Origin of the sequence: Clostridium sp. Marseille-P299 (genome assembly GCF_900078195.1) — a bacterium.
Lineage (GTDB): Bacteria > Bacillota > Clostridia > Lachnospirales > Lachnospiraceae > Lachnoclostridium.
This window is the reverse complement of sequence record NZ_FJVE01000005.1, coordinates 305,803-321,580: the sequence shown is the minus strand read 5'-3', so window position 1 is coordinate 321,580 and position 15,778 is coordinate 305,803. Positions and strand designations below refer to the sequence as shown.

The following is a 15,778-nucleotide window of genomic DNA, read 5'->3' as shown; positions in this document are numbered from 1 at the left end:
AAAGTACTAAGCAAATAGATACAATAGAAATATTGAGTATTAAAAAAGGTCAATAAAATAATTAAAATTAGGTATTGACATTAAATACCAGTTCATTTATACTTTACAAAAATAAATAGTACCAAATAAACCGATGAACAAGAGTAGTAAGTAAAGGAAGTCTTTACAGAGAGCCGTGGTTGGTGTGATACGGCAAGACAGGATTTTATTATCCGTAGAATTTATGGAATGGACTTGTGAGGGTGACTTGAAACCGTAAGGGAGTAGACGTCAACGGGGACCCTGACCGTTATCAGCGGGGTGTATATGTTTGTATACAAATAGAGTGGATGCCAATTGGCATCAATTTGGGTGGTATCGCAGAAGTTATAAGCTTTTGTCCCTTTATAGGGGCAGAAGCTTTTTTTATTGTACTTGTCCTATAACATAAAAGAAAGGAGAGCTTTAAATCAAACGCCACTTTGTATACAAAGAGTCATTATTAACTTTCGTTATAACTTTTATTATTAACTTTATTATTAACTTAAAAAGGAGAATAAGATATGGTGATTCCAAGTTATGAACAAGCGAGTAAGTTTTTCGAAGATTATCAATTCATTCCTGTTTGCAAAGAAATTTATGCAGATGCAATTACTCCAATTACCTTACTTCGTAAGATAGCACAGATTGATAAAAACTACTATTTGCTTGAAAGTGTTGAAGGTGGCGAGAGATGGGGAAGATACTCTTTTTTAGGAATGCAACCCTTACTTCATGTAAGTGCAAGTAAAGGTGAAGTTACAATAAAAAGTGGAGCCATTGAGAAGAAAGAAAAAGTCGCACCGATGAAAGCTCTAAAAGAGTTATTGCAACAATATAAAGCTCCTCGAATCAGTGGACTTCCGACCTTTGCCGGTGGCTTTGTAGGTTATTTTTCATATGAAATGATTCAATACACAGAACCAAAGCTAAAGCTAAAGGAGAATGAATACGATGATTATCATTTGATGTTGTTTGATAAGGTTATTGCTTATGATCATTTAAAACAAAAGATTAATATCATTGTCAATTTCAAAGCGGAGGAAGAGGAACAAGGCTATCAGGCAGCACTTCTTGAGATAGAGAAAATTATATATTTCATACAAGATAATATACCACTAAAAAAGCAGAAGATAAATGAACAGGCAGAGTTCTATTGCAATACTACGAAAGAGGAGTATTGTAAGATGGTAGAAAAAACAAAAGAATATATCAGAGAAGGTGATATTTTTCAAGGTGTTATCTCAAGAAGATTTGAGGCTAAATATTCAAGTAGTTTACTAAATGCCTACCGCGTATTGCGCACAACAAATCCATCTCCGTATATGTATTTTATCCAATGTGAAGATGTACAAATAGCAGGGACCTCACCAGAAACTATGGTGAAATTAGAAGAAGGAAAACTTACCACGTTTCCAGTTGCAGGAACAAGGAAACGAGGAAGGGATGAGGTAGAAGATAGGCAATTTGAAGAAGATTTGTTAAAGGATGAAAAAGAGCTAGCAGAACACAATATGTTAGTTGATTTAGCAAGAAATGATATGGGTAAGGTGGCACGTTATGGCAGTGTTCTTGTAGAGGAATATATGAAAATCCATCGTTTTTCAAAGGTAATGCATATTGCGTCTGTGGTTGGTGGTCATTTAAGGGTGGATAAGGATGGCCTTGATACAGTAGCTGCTTTATTACCAGCAGGAACCTTATCTGGAGCACCAAAATATCGAGCAGTTGAAATTATTAATGAGTTAGAACAGGTTCCAAGAGGAATTTATGGAGGAGCAATCGGATATTTAGATTTATCTGGGAACTTAGATGTTTGCATTGCGATTCGAACTGCGATAAAAAGAGGTGATAAGGTATATGTGCAAGCGGGAGCAGGTATCGTAGCAGATAGTGTACCAGAGCTTGAATACGAAGAGACTGAAAATAAGGCAAGTGCAGTTATAGATGCAATCAAAAGGGCAAATGAGGTGAGTGATATATGATTCTATTAATTGATAATTATGATAGCTTTTCCTATAATTTGGTCCAGTTAGTGGGGAGTATTTGCAAAGAAAAAGAAGAGGTAGGAAAGTTTGAAGAAATTCATGTAATTCGCAATGATGAATGTAACATAGATGAAATAGAAAAGATGGCACCAGATTATATTATTTTATCACCCGGACCAGGAAGGCCAAGGGATGCAGGTGTTTGTGAAGATTTAGTACTTCATATGAAAGGTAAGGCAAAAATTTTAGGTGTTTGCCTTGGACATCAAGGAATTTGCGAGGCCTTTGGTGCAACCATTACGTATGCAAAAGAATTAATGCATGGCAAGCAAAGTGAAATAACCGTAAGTATGGATCCAATTTTTAAAGGGATTACGGATGGATGTTTAGTTGCAAGATATCACTCCCTTGCAGTAGATAAGGAAAGTATTCCAAAAGAGCTAGATATTATAGCAGAAACCAAAGACGGAGAAGTTATGGCGGTTAAGCATAAAAAGTATGATATCTACGGGTTACAATTTCACCCGGAATCCGTTCTGACTCCTGAGGGAAAAAGGATACTTGAGAATTTTCTTGGATAGTTGAGTATGATTAAATGAAATAAATAGCGTATAATCAGCGCTAAATACAATATTAAGTAGTTAAAAGAGTTAAACAAGGAGGAATTCATAATGATCAAAGATGCAATTTATCAATTAGTTAATAACAATGACTTATCCTATGAAACAGCAGAGGTGGTAATGGATGAAATCATGAGCGGTACAGCATCACCAATTCATATTGGTGCGTATCTTACGGGCCTTCGTATGAAGGGAGAAACCATTGAAGAAATTACAGCAAGTGCCGCTGGAATGAGAAAACATTGTACGAAATTACTTCATGACATGGAGGTACTTGAAATTGTAGGAACTGGAGGAGATGAGGCAAACAGTTTTAATATTTCAACAACGGCCAGTTTTGTTGTTTCAGCAGCAGGAATACCAGTTGCCAAGCATGGAAATCGTAGTGTTTCTAGTCGATGTGGCTCAGCTGATGTATTAGAAGCACTGGGAGTTAATATAATGGTTTCGCCAACGCAGAGTACCGAGATATTAAAAGAAATAGGACTTTGCTTTATGTTTGCACAAACCTATCATAGCGCGATGAAATATGTTGCTCCTGTTCGCAAAGAGCTTGGAATTCGTACTATTTTCAATATCTTAGGACCACTTGCAAATCCTGCTGGAGCGAATTATCAATTGCTTGGTGTTTATGATGAAACCCTTGTAAGACCTTTAGCAGAAGTGCTTGTAAGACTTGGAGTAAAAAGAGGCATGGTTGTATACGGTAAAGATGGATTAGATGAAATATCAATTAGTGCAAGTACTACTTGCTGTGAAATACGTGATGGAAGCATTTATGGATATCTGATAGAGCCAGAGCAGTTTGGATTTGAAAAGTGTGCAAAAGAAGAATTACTAGGTGGTGATTCTAAGGAAAACGCAGAGATAACAAAGGCTATTTTAATGGGTGAAAAAGGACCAAAAAGAAATGCAGTTCTAATGAATGCTGCAGCTTGTATCTATATGGTAAAAGATAAAATTTCATTAAGACAGGCGATGGACATTGCTGCAGAAATGATTGATAGTAAAAAAGCTTACCATCAACTTGAGCGTTTTATTGAATTATCGAATAAGTATTAAAAGAGCTAATAAATGAGATATTAAAAGAGCTATTAAAAGAGTTGTTAAAAGAGGAGTCCAAAGAGTTTTTAAAAGAGCTAATAAAAGAGTTACCAAATGAGACCTTAAAAGAAAATTAATATAAATATAAATATTAAGCTAATGTTATTCGAATTAAGAACAAAGCTTGGAGGCTTATATGATTTTAGAGACCATAGCAAAAGATGCAGTGGAACGCGTTAACCGTGATAAATTAAAAGTATCTCTTGCTGAGATGAAAAAACGAGTAGAGTCCATACAAAAAGAACCTTTTTTATTTGAAAGAGCTTTAAGGAAAGAGGGACTTCATTTCATATGTGAAGTTAAAAAAGCATCACCTTCAAAGGGGGTAATTGCAAAAGAATTCCCTTATGTAACGATTGCAAAAGATTATGAAGCCGCAGATGCGACTTGCATTTCTGTATTAACGGAACCAAATTATTTTTTAGGGAGTGATGAGTACTTAACAGAAATAGCGCAATCAGTAAAAATTCCAATTCTTCGTAAGGATTTTACCATCGATGAATATCAAATTTATCAGGCAAAGGCAATTGGGGCAGATTGTGTACTTTTGATTGTAGCCCTACTCTCATTAGAGCAACTAAAACAATATTTAAAGATATGTGAATTGATTGGATTATCAGCAATCGTAGAAGCCCATGATGAGGAGGAAGTAAAAATTGCAGTTGAAGCTGGAGCTCGTATATTAGGTATTAATAATAGGAACTTAAAAAACTTTGAAGTAGATATCACGAATTCTCTACGTCTTAGAAATCTAATACCAGAGGATGTGATTTGTATTGCTGAAAGTGGTATTAAGAATAGAGAGGACATTATTAAATTTGAAGAAGCCAGAATACGAATATTTTTAATCGGAGAAACCTTAATGAAAAGCGAGAATAAAAAAAGGAAGCTTGAGGAGTTGAGAGGTATTGTGGACAAAAATTAAAATTTGTGGATGTAAGCGCAAAGAAGATATAGCTCTTGTGAATAAGTTTCTTCCTAACTACGTTGGATTTGTATTTGCAAATAGCAAAAGAAGGGTTAGTGATGAACTTGCAAAAGAATTAAAAGCAATGTTATCAAAGGAGATACAATCCGTTGGAGTATTTGTTAATGAGCCAATAAATCATATATTATCATTGTGCGAACAAGGCATTATAGATGTAATTCAACTACATGGTGATGAGACAGAAGATTACATTAAAATATTAAAGCAGAAAGTATCGCAACCAGTGATTAAAGCAATTCGGGTAGTATCAAAAGAACAAATAGAAAAGGCAGATGAATTATCTTGTGATTATTTACTACTGGATACCTATCAGAAGGATTCCTATGGTGGGAGTGGAGTAGTATTTGATTGGGGAATGATACCAAGACTTAAGAAACCTTATTTTCTGGCGGGTGGGATAAATATAAATAATATGAAAGAAGCAGTGAGTGAGTGTAATCCGTATGGTCTTGATATTAGTAGTGGCGTTGAAGTGGATGGATTTAAAGATGATGTAAAGATTAGAGAAATAATGAATTTACTGCACACAGTTTCTTTCACAGATTTAAAACGAGAGTAATTTATGGGATTGCGGTTAAAATGATTCATAAACTTAAGAATTAATAGTATTCATTGGCGTTATGGAAGTACGTTATAAAAAGAGTTTATGCAGGAAAGGTAGGGTATTTAAATGAAAAAAGGACGTTTTGGGGAATATGGTGGGCAGTATATACCAGAAACCCTTATGAATGCGGTAAAAGAAGTAGAAGAAGCATATGCATATTATAAAGAAGATGCTACATTTATAAAAGAATTAGAGGATCTTATGATAAATTATGCGGGAAGACCTTCTCTACTCTATTATGCTAAGAAAATGACAGAGGATTTAGGTGGAGCAAAAGTTTATCTAAAAAGAGAAGATTTAAATCATACAGGTTCCCATAAAATCAACAATGTTCTAGGGCAAGTGCTACTTGCAAAAAAGATGGGTAAGAAAAGAGTAATTGCTGAAACAGGGGCAGGGCAGCACGGAGTGGCAACTGCTACGGCAGCCACTCTTATGGGATTAGAATGTGAAATATTTATGGGAGAAGAAGATACGAAGCGTCAGGCACTTAATGTGTTTCGAATGGAACTTTTAGGTGCGAAAGTTCATGCAGTAACCAGCGGCACAAGAACCTTAAAAGATGCTGTAAATGAGACTATGAGAGAGTGGACAAAACGTGTGGATGATACATATTATGTTCTTGGTTCTGTTATGGGGCCACATCCATTTCCAACGATCGTACGTGATTTTCAAAGTGTTATTGGTAAAGAGATAAAAGAGCAGATGTTAAAGGCGGAAGGTAGATTACCAGATGCGGTAATTGCTTGTGTTGGAGGCGGAAGTAATGCCATGGGAGCATTTTATGAATTTATCAAGGATCCATCGGTAGCCTTGATTGGATGCGAGGCGGCTGGACATGGGATTCATACCGATATGCATGCAGCGACCATTGCAAAGGGAAGTGATGGAATATTTCATGGAATGAAGTCTATCTTTTGCCAAGACGAATATGGACAAATCGCACCGGTATATTCTATCTCAGCTGGATTAGACTATCCTGGAATTGGACCAGAGCATGCAGATTTGTATAAAACGGGACGTGCAAGCTATGTTCCAGTAACGGATGATGAAGCGGTTGCAGGGTTTGAGTATTTATCAAGGATGGAAGGCATTATACCGGCAATTGAAAGTGCACATGCGGTTGCATATGCAAGAAAGCTTGCAAAGGAGCTACCAAAAGATAAAATAATCGTTGTTAATATTTCTGGGCGTGGCGACAAAGATGTGGCTGCGATTGCAAAATATAAGGGGGTATCAATCGATGAATAGAATTAGTGGAGCATTTGACCATGGAAAAGCATTTATTGCATTTGTAACGGGTGGCGATCCGGATTTAGAGACGACTGAGAAGTTAATTGTATCCATGGAAGAGGCAGGGGCAGATTTAATCGAGATTGGGGTCCCTTTTTCGGACCCGATTGCAGAAGGTGTTGTCATTCAAGCAGCCAATGAGAGAGCTTTAAAGGCTGGATGTACAACAGATGCCTTATTTGATATGGTGGCTCGGGTAAGAGATAAAGTAAAAGTGCCACTTGTATTTTTGACATATATTAATCCGATATACACTTATGGAAAAGAGCGATTTTTAAAGCGTTGTAGCGAGTGTGGTATTGATGGAGTTATTGTTCCAGATCTACCTTATGAGGAAAAAGAAGAATTAGAATCTGACTGTAATACATATGATGTTCATTTGATTTCACTTATTGCGCCAACGTCAAACGAGCGAATTGCGATGATTGCAAAAGAGGCAAAAGGCTTTATTTATTGTGTTTCTTCCCTTGGTGTCACTGGTGTACGATCTGATATCAAAACAGATCTCTCAGCCATTATTAAAAATGCGAAATCAGTTACAAGTTTGCCTTGTGCCATTGGTTTTGGAATTTCAACAACAGAGCAAGCAAAAGAAATGGCAAGCATATCGGATGGAGTAATTGTGGGAAGTGCAATTGTATCTTTAATTGAGAAGTATGGAAAGGATAGTATTGAACCTGTAAAATCGTATGTTAGTGAGATGAAAGCGGCAATTTTAAGTTAGAGCCAATGAGCAAGAAGTATGATTCAATATATACGAATTCAATATATACGAATTCAATATATACGAAGAGATATTATTCTAGTAGCAATACATAAAAGACTGGGGCAATAAGAGCTGATGGTTAGAACAGCTCTTATTGCCTTTGTCTATCTACCTCTTGTTATTTTCTTTGAATCTAGCTAAAATGAAAGAGAATAAGAGAGGAGAGTTTTATGAGTACTCTAAAAAAGTATAAGAATCGCATATTAGCAATCCTTTTGTGGATTTTAATCTGGCAGGGATTTAGTATGTATCTTGATAATGAGATTTTATTAGCTTCTCCATTGAATGTTCTAAAGGCGTTGTATACCCTATTACATTCGAAAGTGTTTTATTTTTCGATTTTCCATTCGTTGGTTAAGATATCGGTAGGATTTTTGCTGGCTGTTGTTTTTGGAATTTTACTTGCCCTATTCTCCAGTATGAATTCTTTTATCAAAGAGATGATATCAATCATGATACGTCTCATGAAATCAATACCGGTGGCATCTTTTGTAATTTTAACACTACTTTGGGTACGTTCTCAAAATTTATCAATTATTATTTCATTTTTAATGGTTTTACCAATAATATATTTAAATGTTTTACATGGAATACAACAAACAGATGTTAAACTACTTGAAATGGCTAAGGTGTTTAATATGAGCTTTATTAGAAAAGTACGATATATTTATATACCTGCTGTAATGCCCTATTTTATATCCGCATCTTCTGCTAGCCTTGGACTATGTTGGAAAGCTGGTGTGGCGGCTGAGGTTATTGGTTTACCAAGGAACTCAATCGGGGAACAGCTTTATGAAGCGAAACTTTACCTAATGACAAAAGAGTTATTTGCATGGACATTTGTTATTGTTTTAATCAGTCTTGTATTTGAAAGGTTTGTTATGGCAATCATAAGAAGGATAGGAAAATTAATGACAGGAGCTTCGATTTAATATGGCTATTACTTTAAATCACATATCGAAAACGTATCATGGTAAAAAGGTTTTAGATGATATAAATTTAGAATTCAGTGAAAATAAATTCACTTGTATCATGGGACCATCTGGCGATGGAAAAACAACATTACTTCATATACTAATGGGATTAGTAAAGCCAGATGCAGGTACCATTGATGGTGTTAGAGGAAAACAAATAGCGACTGTATTTCAGGAGGATCGCCTTTGTGAAGAGTTTGATGCAATAACAAATATTGAAATGGTTTTAGGTAATCAAAAAAGCTCTGTTGATATCCCGAAAGAATTTAAAAAAGTAGAATTAATGGACTATCAAAATAAGCCAGTGGCACAGTTAAGTGGAGGTATGAAGCGAAGAGTTGCTATTTTACGTGCATGCTTAAAAGAAGCAGATATTTATATTATGGATGAACCGCTGAAAGGATTCGATGAAGAACTAAAAATAAAGGTGATTTCTTATATAAAAGAAAAATTAAAAGGAAAAACTGTTATTATAGTTACACATGAGAGAACGGAAGTGGAGATACTAGAGGCAGAGCTTATCAACCTAAATCAAGGAAAGATAAGATAAAATAAAGCTTTTACATATATCTTCCTTTAACTAGTGCTTTCCATACGCATACTTTCGTGCTATAATAGCCGAATATAAGTAAACAGACTATAATAGGTCAAGGTATTTTTAATGTAGGAAACTATGGTTGTTAATTGGAAGAATGGATATTATTTAGGAGGAAATAGTTATGCACATCACATTAACCGGGAATCTTGGTAGTGGGAAATCAACAATTTGTAAGATACTTGAATCGGAGTACCAATATGAAATTTACTCAACAGGAAAGGTTCAAAGAAAGCTTGCAGAAGAATTGGGGATTAGCGTATTAGAGATGAACCAACTTATGTGTAAAGATCGTAAATACGATACGATGATCGATGAAACAACCGTGAAAATTTCAAAAGAGAATCCAGAAAAACCGATTGTATTTGACTCAAGACTTGCTTGGAACTTTGTAAATCCATCGTTTAAAGTTTTTTTATCCGTAAGTTTAATGGTTGCAGCAGAGCGTGTATACGGTGATAATCGTGGAAATGTTGAAAAATATACTTCAGTTGAAGATGCAAAAAATCAATTGAAATTAAGAGCGGAAACAGAAAAGGTTCGTTATAAAGATATATATAATTTGGATTATTTTAATTTTACAAATTATAATTTAGTATTGGATAGCACATATTGTACACCTGAAATTTTAGCGGATATTATTATAAAAGAAGCCAGTGCAAGTAAGGATTCAAATAATAGTACAAAGATTTTAATGTCTCCAAAACGTCTTGGTATGGATGTCGTAAATAATACGATAAACAAAGACAAGTATTATTTGGATGGACAAGTAATCGTAACCTTGGAAGATAATGAATATAAAGTCATAAAAGGAATGGAAATTGTGGAAGAGGCGGCAAAGGAAGGAATTCCTTTTGTGAGTGTTACAATTAACTAAATTTACTATATAAAAAATCTTTAGTATTTAATATGCTTTGCTCGTATGGTATAAGTTGCATTGATTAATACAGCATATAACAATTTCATTTACAAACAATAGTATCAGTTTATTAACCATTTAATAATTGATGCGAGGTGATTGTTTGGAAACGAAAGAATTTTTAACAAAAAAGAATAAAAAATTAATAATCACCATTGGGACAATTGTGGCAGTATATTTCGGGTTTAAATACCTTTTGCCATTATTTGTCCCATTTATATTCGCGTATTTTGTAGCGTGGATACTAAGACCGATCGTAAGTTATTTACACAGGCGGTTAAAGGTTCCTGTTGCAATTGGTGGGAGTATAAGTTTGCTTCTATTGCTTATTATGCTCGGAACTGGCATATTTTATATCGGTCGTATGTTTATTAATCAACTGGTCCTTTTTCTTAAAAATATGCCCGTATATGAAGCGTATATCTCGAATCAGGTAGAGTATATTTGCGTAGGTGGAGATAAATTATTAGGGCTTACAAGTGGTACAATGAGAGGTTTTTTTGATAATAGTATGGATTCCTTATTAAATATGGTACAAAATACCTTATTACCTAAAATGACAATGCAGACATTAAAAGTAGCCATTGGAGCCTTTGAGTTTTTCACATTGATTATAATTGTAATCGTATCTATCTTATTATTTATAAAAGATATGGAGAGCTATAAAGAAGGATTTCGTAAATCGCCATTTTATTCTCAGATTCATAAGATTACCAAAAAGCTATCCTCAACAGGTACGGCTTATCTTAAAACCCAAGTGATTATTATGGCAATCATCGCAGTAATATGTGTAGTGGCCCTATTTATAATTAAAAATCCATATGCAATTTTAATTGGAATTGCAGTTGGAGTATTTGATGCATTTCCTATCTTAGGAAGTGGATTGATCTTAGTACCTTGGAGTATCGTACTTTTATTTCAGAAAAATTATTTTGATGCAGCAATATTAATGAGTGCATATTTAGTTTGTCAGTTTGTTAGAGAGATTGTAGAGCCAAAACTTCTAGGAAACAAACTTGGGATAAAACCAATCTATAGTATGATGGCAATGTATATTGGTGTTCAGTTGTTTGGATTTGCAGGTTTTTTCTTAGGTCCATTTGGTCTTATCATTATTCGAACCGTGATTAAGACCTACACTTGATATATAATCTACTTGACAAAAAACGGCGAGTGGAATAGAATCATTTACAAATAATGCGTTGAAAAGGGATAGTATATAACAGCCTTCATTTCAGAGAGAGAATCGATGGTGTGAAATTCTTATGAAGTGTTATAGAACCTGCCTTTGAGCTCTGTATGAAAGTATAGCGTAAGCCGGCGTTAACGGTAGAAAGAGAATTGTAGTAGTAATAGCGCGAATGATTTTTAAGTCTATTATGAGTACAATTAATTAGGGTGGTACCGCCGATTTTTTCGGTCCCTTTCTTAAGGGACTTTTTTTATTGTCTAAACGTAAATTTTTATGTATAAAAGAGAGTAAATGGTCCCAAGTTTAACAAACTATAAGTAAAGGAGATTAGTATGGGAAGCGATAAAAAATTAGTTGAGTCCATTACGTCTATGGAAGAAGATTTTGCTAAGTGGTATACAGATGTTGTAAGAAAAGCAGAATTAGTTGATTATTCAGGAGTTAGAGGTTGTACAATTTTTAGACCTGCTGGATATGCAATTTGGGAAAACATTCAAAAGGAACTAGATGCTAGATTTAAAGAAACTGGCGTTGAGAATGTGTATATGCCAATGTTTATTCCTGAAAGTTTATTGAATAAAGAAAAAGATCATGTGGAAGGTTTTGCGCCAGAAGTTGCTTGGGTAACACATGGTGGTGGTGAAGAATTACCAGAAAGATTATGTGTACGTCCAACTTCAGAAACTTTATTCTGTGATTTCTATTCAAAAACAATTGAATCCTACCGTGATTTACCAAAGCTTTATAATCAATGGTGTTCCGTTGTACGTTGGGAAAAGACAACAAGACCATTCTTACGTACATTAGAATTCTTATGGCAAGAAGGTCATACAGCTCATGCAACTGCAGAGGAAGCAGAAGAGAGAACAATTCAAATGCTTAATCTATATGCGGATTTTTGTGAACAAGTATTAGCAATTCCTATGGTTCGCGGAAGAAAAACAGACAAAGAAAAATTTGCAGGAGCAGAGGCTACTTATACAATTGAAGCCTTAATGCATGATGGTAAAGCATTACAATCCGGTACTAGCCATAACTTTGGTGACGGTTTTGCAAAAGCATTTGATATCAAATATACAGATAAAGAAAATAAACTTCAATATGTACATCAGACTTCCTGGGGTATGACAACACGTTTAATCGGAGCTATTATCATGGTTCATGGTGATAACAGTGGTTTAGTATTACCTCCAAGAATTGCACCTACTCAGGTTATGATTGTGCCTATTATGCAAAAGAAGGAAGGCGTGCTTGAAAAAGCAGCTGAATTAAAAGAAAAGCTTGGTGCCTTTAGAGTTAAGGTGGATGATTCTGATAAGAGTCCTGGTTGGAAGTTCTCTGAACAAGAGATGAGAGGAATTCCAGTTCGTGTAGAATTAGGACCAAAGGATATCGAAGCAAATCAAGCAGTTATCGTAAGAAGAGATACAAGAGAAAAGACAGTTGTTTCTTTAGATGAAATTGACGTTAAAGTAAAAGAAATCCTAGATAAAATGCAAGTTGAGCTTTTAGAAAGAGCAAGAGCGCATCGTGATGCTCATACCTATGAAGCTAAAACAATGGATGAATTTGCTGATACTGTTGAAAATAAACCAGGATTTGTGAAAGCAATGTGGTGTGGTGATCGAGCTTGTGAAGATGAAATCAAAGAAAAAACAGGAGCAACTTCACGTTGTATGCCATTTGCCCAGGAACATATTTCTGATACTTGCGTATGCTGTGGTAAAAAAGCAAAGAGTTTAGTATACTGGGGTAAAGCATACTAGATTGTATTGAGCATAGGTGTGAAGAAATTAATTATCTCACATTTTTAGAGATGCCAAAAAAGGTATCATAGGAGTGAATTATGGACAAACGTAATTTAACCCTTCTGGCTGATTTTTATGAAATAACAATGATGCAGGGGTATTTTAAAAATAAAATAAACGATATTGTAGTATTTGATATGTTTTATAGAAATAATCCATCTGGTAGTGGTTATGCGATTTGCTGTGGTCTTGAACAAGTCATTTCTTATATTAAAGAGTTGAATTTCTCATATGAAGACATTGAGTATTTAAGAGAACTTGGTATGTTTGATGAAGATTTTCTTGATTACTTAGCAGGGTTTCATTTTACAGGAAGTATCTATGCAGTTCCAGAAGGAACGGTAGTGTTTCCAATGGAACCGCTTATTAAAGTTGTGGCTCCTATTATGGAAGCGCAATTTATTGAGACAGCTATCTTAAATATTATCAATCATCAAAGTTTAATCGCTACGAAAGCATCAAGAGTTTGCTTTGCAGCTCATGGTGAAGGCGTCATGGAATTTGGACTTAGAAGAGCACAGGGACCGGATGCTGGCACTTATGGTGCCAGAGCTGCTGTAATTGGTGGATGCGTTGGAACAAGTAATGTGCTAGCAGCGAAAATGTTTGACGTTCCAGCACTTGGAACCCATGCACATAGCTGGATTATGAGTTTTGAAGATGAACTTACAGCATTTCGTACGTATGCCTCTCTTTATCCAAACAACGCGACTTTGTTAGTGGATACCTATGATACTTTACGTTCTGGTGTCCCGAATGCAATTAAAGTGTTTGAAGAGCTAAGAGATGCTGGTAAAATGCCTAAAAGTTATGGAATCCGACTAGATAGTGGAGACTTATCTTATTTATCTAAAAAAGCTCGTAAGATGCTAGATGAGGCAGGTTTTACCGATGCATTAATTTGCGCTTCCAGTGATTTGGATGAATATCTTATTGACTCCTTAAAAACACAAGGAGCAAAGATTAATTCCTGGGGAGTTGGTACCAACTTAATTACTTCTAAGGATTGTCCAGCTTTTGGTGGTGTTTATAAATTAGCAGCAATTAAAAAAGATGGAGAATTTATTCCGAAGATTAAATTAAGTGAGAATCAATGGAAAATTACCAATCCAGGTAATAAGACGGTTTATCGTGTTTATGATAAAGAAAGTGGAAAGATTCGTGCTGACTTGATTGCCTTTGCAGATGAGAAATTTGATGAAGGCAATCCATTATTGCTCTTTGATCCAATGGCTACTTGGAAAAAAACATATTTAAAGCCAAATACTTATACTTTAAGAGAAATCCTAGTACCAGTGTTTGTAGATGGAAAATGTGTGTATGAGTCACCAAGTGTTATGGAAATCAGAGAATATTGTCAGAAAGAATTAGATACATTATGGGATGAAACAAGACGTTTAATTAACCCTCATGATGTATATGTGGATTTATCCAATGAGCTTTATCAGACAAAGTGTCGATTGATTGATGGATATAATTATAGTGGCAACCGTTAATTTTAACCAAAGAAATAAGAGAGGACTTAGGTTTAACATGGAAAGAAGAATAGGTACAGTATCAATGGGTATTCGTTGCCCAATCATTAGAGAAGGGGATAATTTAGCTAATATCGTAGTAGAAAGCGTTTTAGCTGCAAGAGAAGAAGGCGTTGAATTACGTGATCGTGATATCATTGCTGCAACAGAGTCTATTGTTGCAAGATCACAAGGAAACTATGCTACTGTTGATGATATTGCTACAGACGTAAAAGAAAAATTAGGTGGAGAAACCATTGGTGTTATTTTCCCAATTCTATCTAGAAACCGTTTCTCAATTTGTTTAAAAGGAATCGCAAAAGGAGCAAAGAAAGTTGTTCTTATGCTTAGCTACCCAAGTGATGAAGTTGGAAATGAACTTGTTTCTCTAGATAAATTAGATAACGCTGGAGTAAATCCTTATAGTGATGTGTTAACTTTAGAAAAATATAGAGAATTATTCGGTGAAAATAAACATCCATTTACTGGCGTTGATTACGTACAATATTATGGTGACTTAATCAAAGAATGTGGCGCAGAAGTAGAAATTATCTTTGCTAATAATCCAAAAGTTATTTTAGATTATACAAAGGATGTATTAACTTGTGATATCCATACAAGAGCACGTACAAAACGTATCTTAAAAGAAAACGGTGCAAACCGCGTATGTGGTCTCGATGACATTCTTACTTCTTCCATCAATGGAAATGGTTATAATGAAAAATATGGTCTTTTAGGATCTAATAAGTCTACGGAAGACAGCGTTAAACTATTCCCAAGAGAATGTTTTGACTTCGTTGAAGATGTTCAAAAACAAATTCTTGAGAAAACTGGTAAATATGTAGAAGTAATGGTATATGGCGATGGAGCTTTTAAAGATCCACAGGGTAAGATATGGGAGCTTGCTGATCCATGTGTATCACCTGCATATACTGCTGGTCTTGAAGGAACACCAAATGAATTAAAATTAAAGTACTTAGCAGATAATGATTTTAAAGATTTATCTGGAGAAGCTTTAAAAGAAGCTATTTCTAAGAGTATTAAAGAAAAGAAAGAAAACTTAGTTGGAAACATGGCATCCCAAGGTACTACACCAAGAAGACTTACTGACTTAATTGGTTCTTTATGTGATTTAACAAGTGGTTCTGGTGATAAGGGTACACCTATTATCTTAGTACAGGGATATTTTGATAACTACGTTAGCTAGTTGAAGTATAATTTGAATATAATGTAATTAGAAAGACTGTTATATGAGTTTTGTTTGGCTCATATAGCGGTCTTTTTCTAGTTATAGTTAATTAAAGCATAAATGCTTTGATCTATTCTTTAAAACTTTTATGGGAATGCTACATGATTTACGAAACATAACGAAACCGATAAAAATGTAAAGTATTA

At 34.8% G+C, this 15,778-nt stretch carries 14 protein-coding genes and 1 other annotated feature; all 14 genes read left to right on the top strand.

Annotation, left to right across the window (positions count from 1 at the left end):
* Positions 1-542 precede the first annotated feature (542 nt).
* The 14 genes from trpE to BN4220_RS03200 all read left to right on the top strand — a co-directional run bounded on the left by trpE (position 543) and on the right by BN4220_RS03200 (position 15,590).
* Positions 543-2,003, top strand: coding sequence for an anthranilate synthase component I (gene trpE / locus BN4220_RS03265; RefSeq protein ID WP_066713545.1), 1,461 nt, complete (start codon positions 543-545; stop codon positions 2,001-2,003).
* Positions 2,000-2,587: an anthranilate synthase component II gene (locus tag BN4220_RS03260; protein WP_066713542.1), complete on the top strand. Its 588-nt coding sequence runs from the start codon at positions 2,000-2,002 to the stop codon at positions 2,585-2,587. Before trpE ends, BN4220_RS03260 begins: the two co-directional genes overlap by 4 nt.
* A 90-nt stretch (positions 2,588-2,677) precedes the next feature.
* Positions 2,678-3,688 (top strand): anthranilate phosphoribosyltransferase, encoded by a 1,011-nt coding sequence (gene trpD / locus BN4220_RS03255; RefSeq protein WP_066713539.1) that lies wholly within the window; start codon positions 2,678-2,680, stop codon positions 3,686-3,688.
* Between the two features lie 178 nt (positions 3,689-3,866).
* Positions 3,867-4,655 (top strand): indole-3-glycerol phosphate synthase TrpC, encoded by a 789-nt coding sequence (gene trpC, locus BN4220_RS03250; protein WP_066713536.1) that lies wholly within the window; start codon positions 3,867-3,869, stop codon positions 4,653-4,655.
* Positions 4,639-5,277 (top strand): phosphoribosylanthranilate isomerase, encoded by a 639-nt coding sequence (locus tag BN4220_RS03245; protein ID WP_066713532.1) that lies wholly within the window; start codon positions 4,639-4,641, stop codon positions 5,275-5,277. Before trpC ends, BN4220_RS03245 begins: the two co-directional genes overlap by 17 nt.
* A gap of 111 nt (positions 5,278-5,388) precedes the next feature.
* A complete protein-coding gene (trpB, locus tag BN4220_RS03240; protein ID WP_066713530.1) occupies positions 5,389-6,573 on the top strand; it encodes a tryptophan synthase subunit beta in 1,185 nt (394 codons plus the stop codon).
* Positions 6,566-7,339: a tryptophan synthase subunit alpha gene (gene trpA / locus BN4220_RS03235; RefSeq protein WP_066713528.1), complete on the top strand. Its 774-nt coding sequence runs from the start codon at positions 6,566-6,568 to the stop codon at positions 7,337-7,339. The genes trpB and trpA overlap by 8 nt, the downstream gene beginning before the upstream one ends.
* A gap of 212 nt (positions 7,340-7,551) precedes the next feature.
* Entirely contained in the window at positions 7,552-8,313 is a 762-nt protein-coding gene (locus tag BN4220_RS03230; protein ID WP_066713525.1) for an ABC transporter permease, read from the top strand.
* A 1-nt stretch (position 8,314) separates the two neighbouring features.
* Positions 8,315-8,905 carry an ATP-binding cassette domain-containing protein gene (locus BN4220_RS03225; protein WP_066713522.1) on the top strand — a complete coding sequence of 197 codons (591 nt, stop codon included), beginning with the start codon at positions 8,315-8,317 and terminating at the stop codon, positions 8,903-8,905.
* Positions 8,906-9,074: 169 nt separating this feature from the next.
* Positions 9,075-9,827 carry a cytidylate kinase family protein gene (locus BN4220_RS03220; protein WP_066713520.1) on the top strand — a complete coding sequence of 251 codons (753 nt, stop codon included), beginning with the start codon at positions 9,075-9,077 and terminating at the stop codon, positions 9,825-9,827.
* A gap of 145 nt (positions 9,828-9,972) precedes the next feature.
* On the top strand, positions 9,973-11,013 hold the full coding sequence (ytvI, locus tag BN4220_RS03215; RefSeq protein WP_066713515.1) for a sporulation integral membrane protein YtvI: 1,041 nt from the start codon (positions 9,973-9,975) through the stop codon (positions 11,011-11,013).
* Positions 11,014-11,062: 49 nt separating this feature from the next.
* Positions 11,063-11,297 (top strand) — a binding site (T-box leader).
* Positions 11,298-11,393: 96 nt separating this feature from the next.
* The gene (gene proS / locus BN4220_RS03210) at positions 11,394-12,827 is read left to right on the top strand and encodes a proline--tRNA ligase (RefSeq protein WP_066713513.1); all 1,434 of its coding nucleotides are present in this window, start codon (positions 11,394-11,396) and stop codon (positions 12,825-12,827) included.
* Positions 12,828-12,907: 80 nt separating this feature from the next.
* Entirely contained in the window at positions 12,908-14,365 is a 1,458-nt protein-coding gene (locus BN4220_RS03205) for a nicotinate phosphoribosyltransferase (RefSeq protein ID WP_066713509.1), read from the top strand.
* A 37-nt stretch (positions 14,366-14,402) separates the two neighbouring features.
* A complete protein-coding gene (locus tag BN4220_RS03200; RefSeq protein ID WP_066713507.1) occupies positions 14,403-15,590 on the top strand; it encodes a coenzyme F420-0:L-glutamate ligase in 1,188 nt (395 codons plus the stop codon).
* Positions 15,591-15,778 lie beyond the last annotated feature (188 nt).

Bases quoted from the DNA above. Each gene is read 5' to 3' on its own strand.
- BN4220_RS03205 (WP_066713509.1), top strand. From the start codon at position 12,908: ATGGACAAACGTAATTTAACCCTTCTGGCTGATTTTTATGAAATAACA.
- BN4220_RS03225 (WP_066713522.1), top strand. From the start codon at position 8,315: ATGGCTATTACTTTAAATCACATATCGAAAACGTATCATGGTAAAAAG.
- trpD (WP_066713539.1), top strand. From the start codon at position 2,678: ATGATCAAAGATGCAATTTATCAATTAGTTAATAACAATGACTTATCC.
- trpA (WP_066713528.1), top strand. From the start codon at position 6,566: ATGAATAGAATTAGTGGAGCATTTGACCATGGAAAAGCATTTATTGCA.
- trpE (WP_066713545.1), top strand. From the start codon at position 543: ATGGTGATTCCAAGTTATGAACAAGCGAGTAAGTTTTTCGAAGATTAT.
- BN4220_RS03220 (WP_066713520.1), top strand. From the start codon at position 9,075: ATGCACATCACATTAACCGGGAATCTTGGTAGTGGGAAATCAACAATT.
- BN4220_RS03230 (WP_066713525.1), top strand. From the start codon at position 7,552: ATGAGTACTCTAAAAAAGTATAAGAATCGCATATTAGCAATCCTTTTG.
- BN4220_RS03260 (WP_066713542.1), top strand. From the start codon at position 2,000: ATGATTCTATTAATTGATAATTATGATAGCTTTTCCTATAATTTGGTC.
- proS (WP_066713513.1), top strand. From the start codon at position 11,394: ATGGGAAGCGATAAAAAATTAGTTGAGTCCATTACGTCTATGGAAGAA.
- trpC (WP_066713536.1), top strand. From the start codon at position 3,867: ATGATTTTAGAGACCATAGCAAAAGATGCAGTGGAACGCGTTAACCGT.
- trpB (WP_066713530.1), top strand. From the start codon at position 5,389: ATGAAAAAAGGACGTTTTGGGGAATATGGTGGGCAGTATATACCAGAA.
- BN4220_RS03200 (WP_066713507.1), top strand. From the start codon at position 14,403: ATGGAAAGAAGAATAGGTACAGTATCAATGGGTATTCGTTGCCCAATC.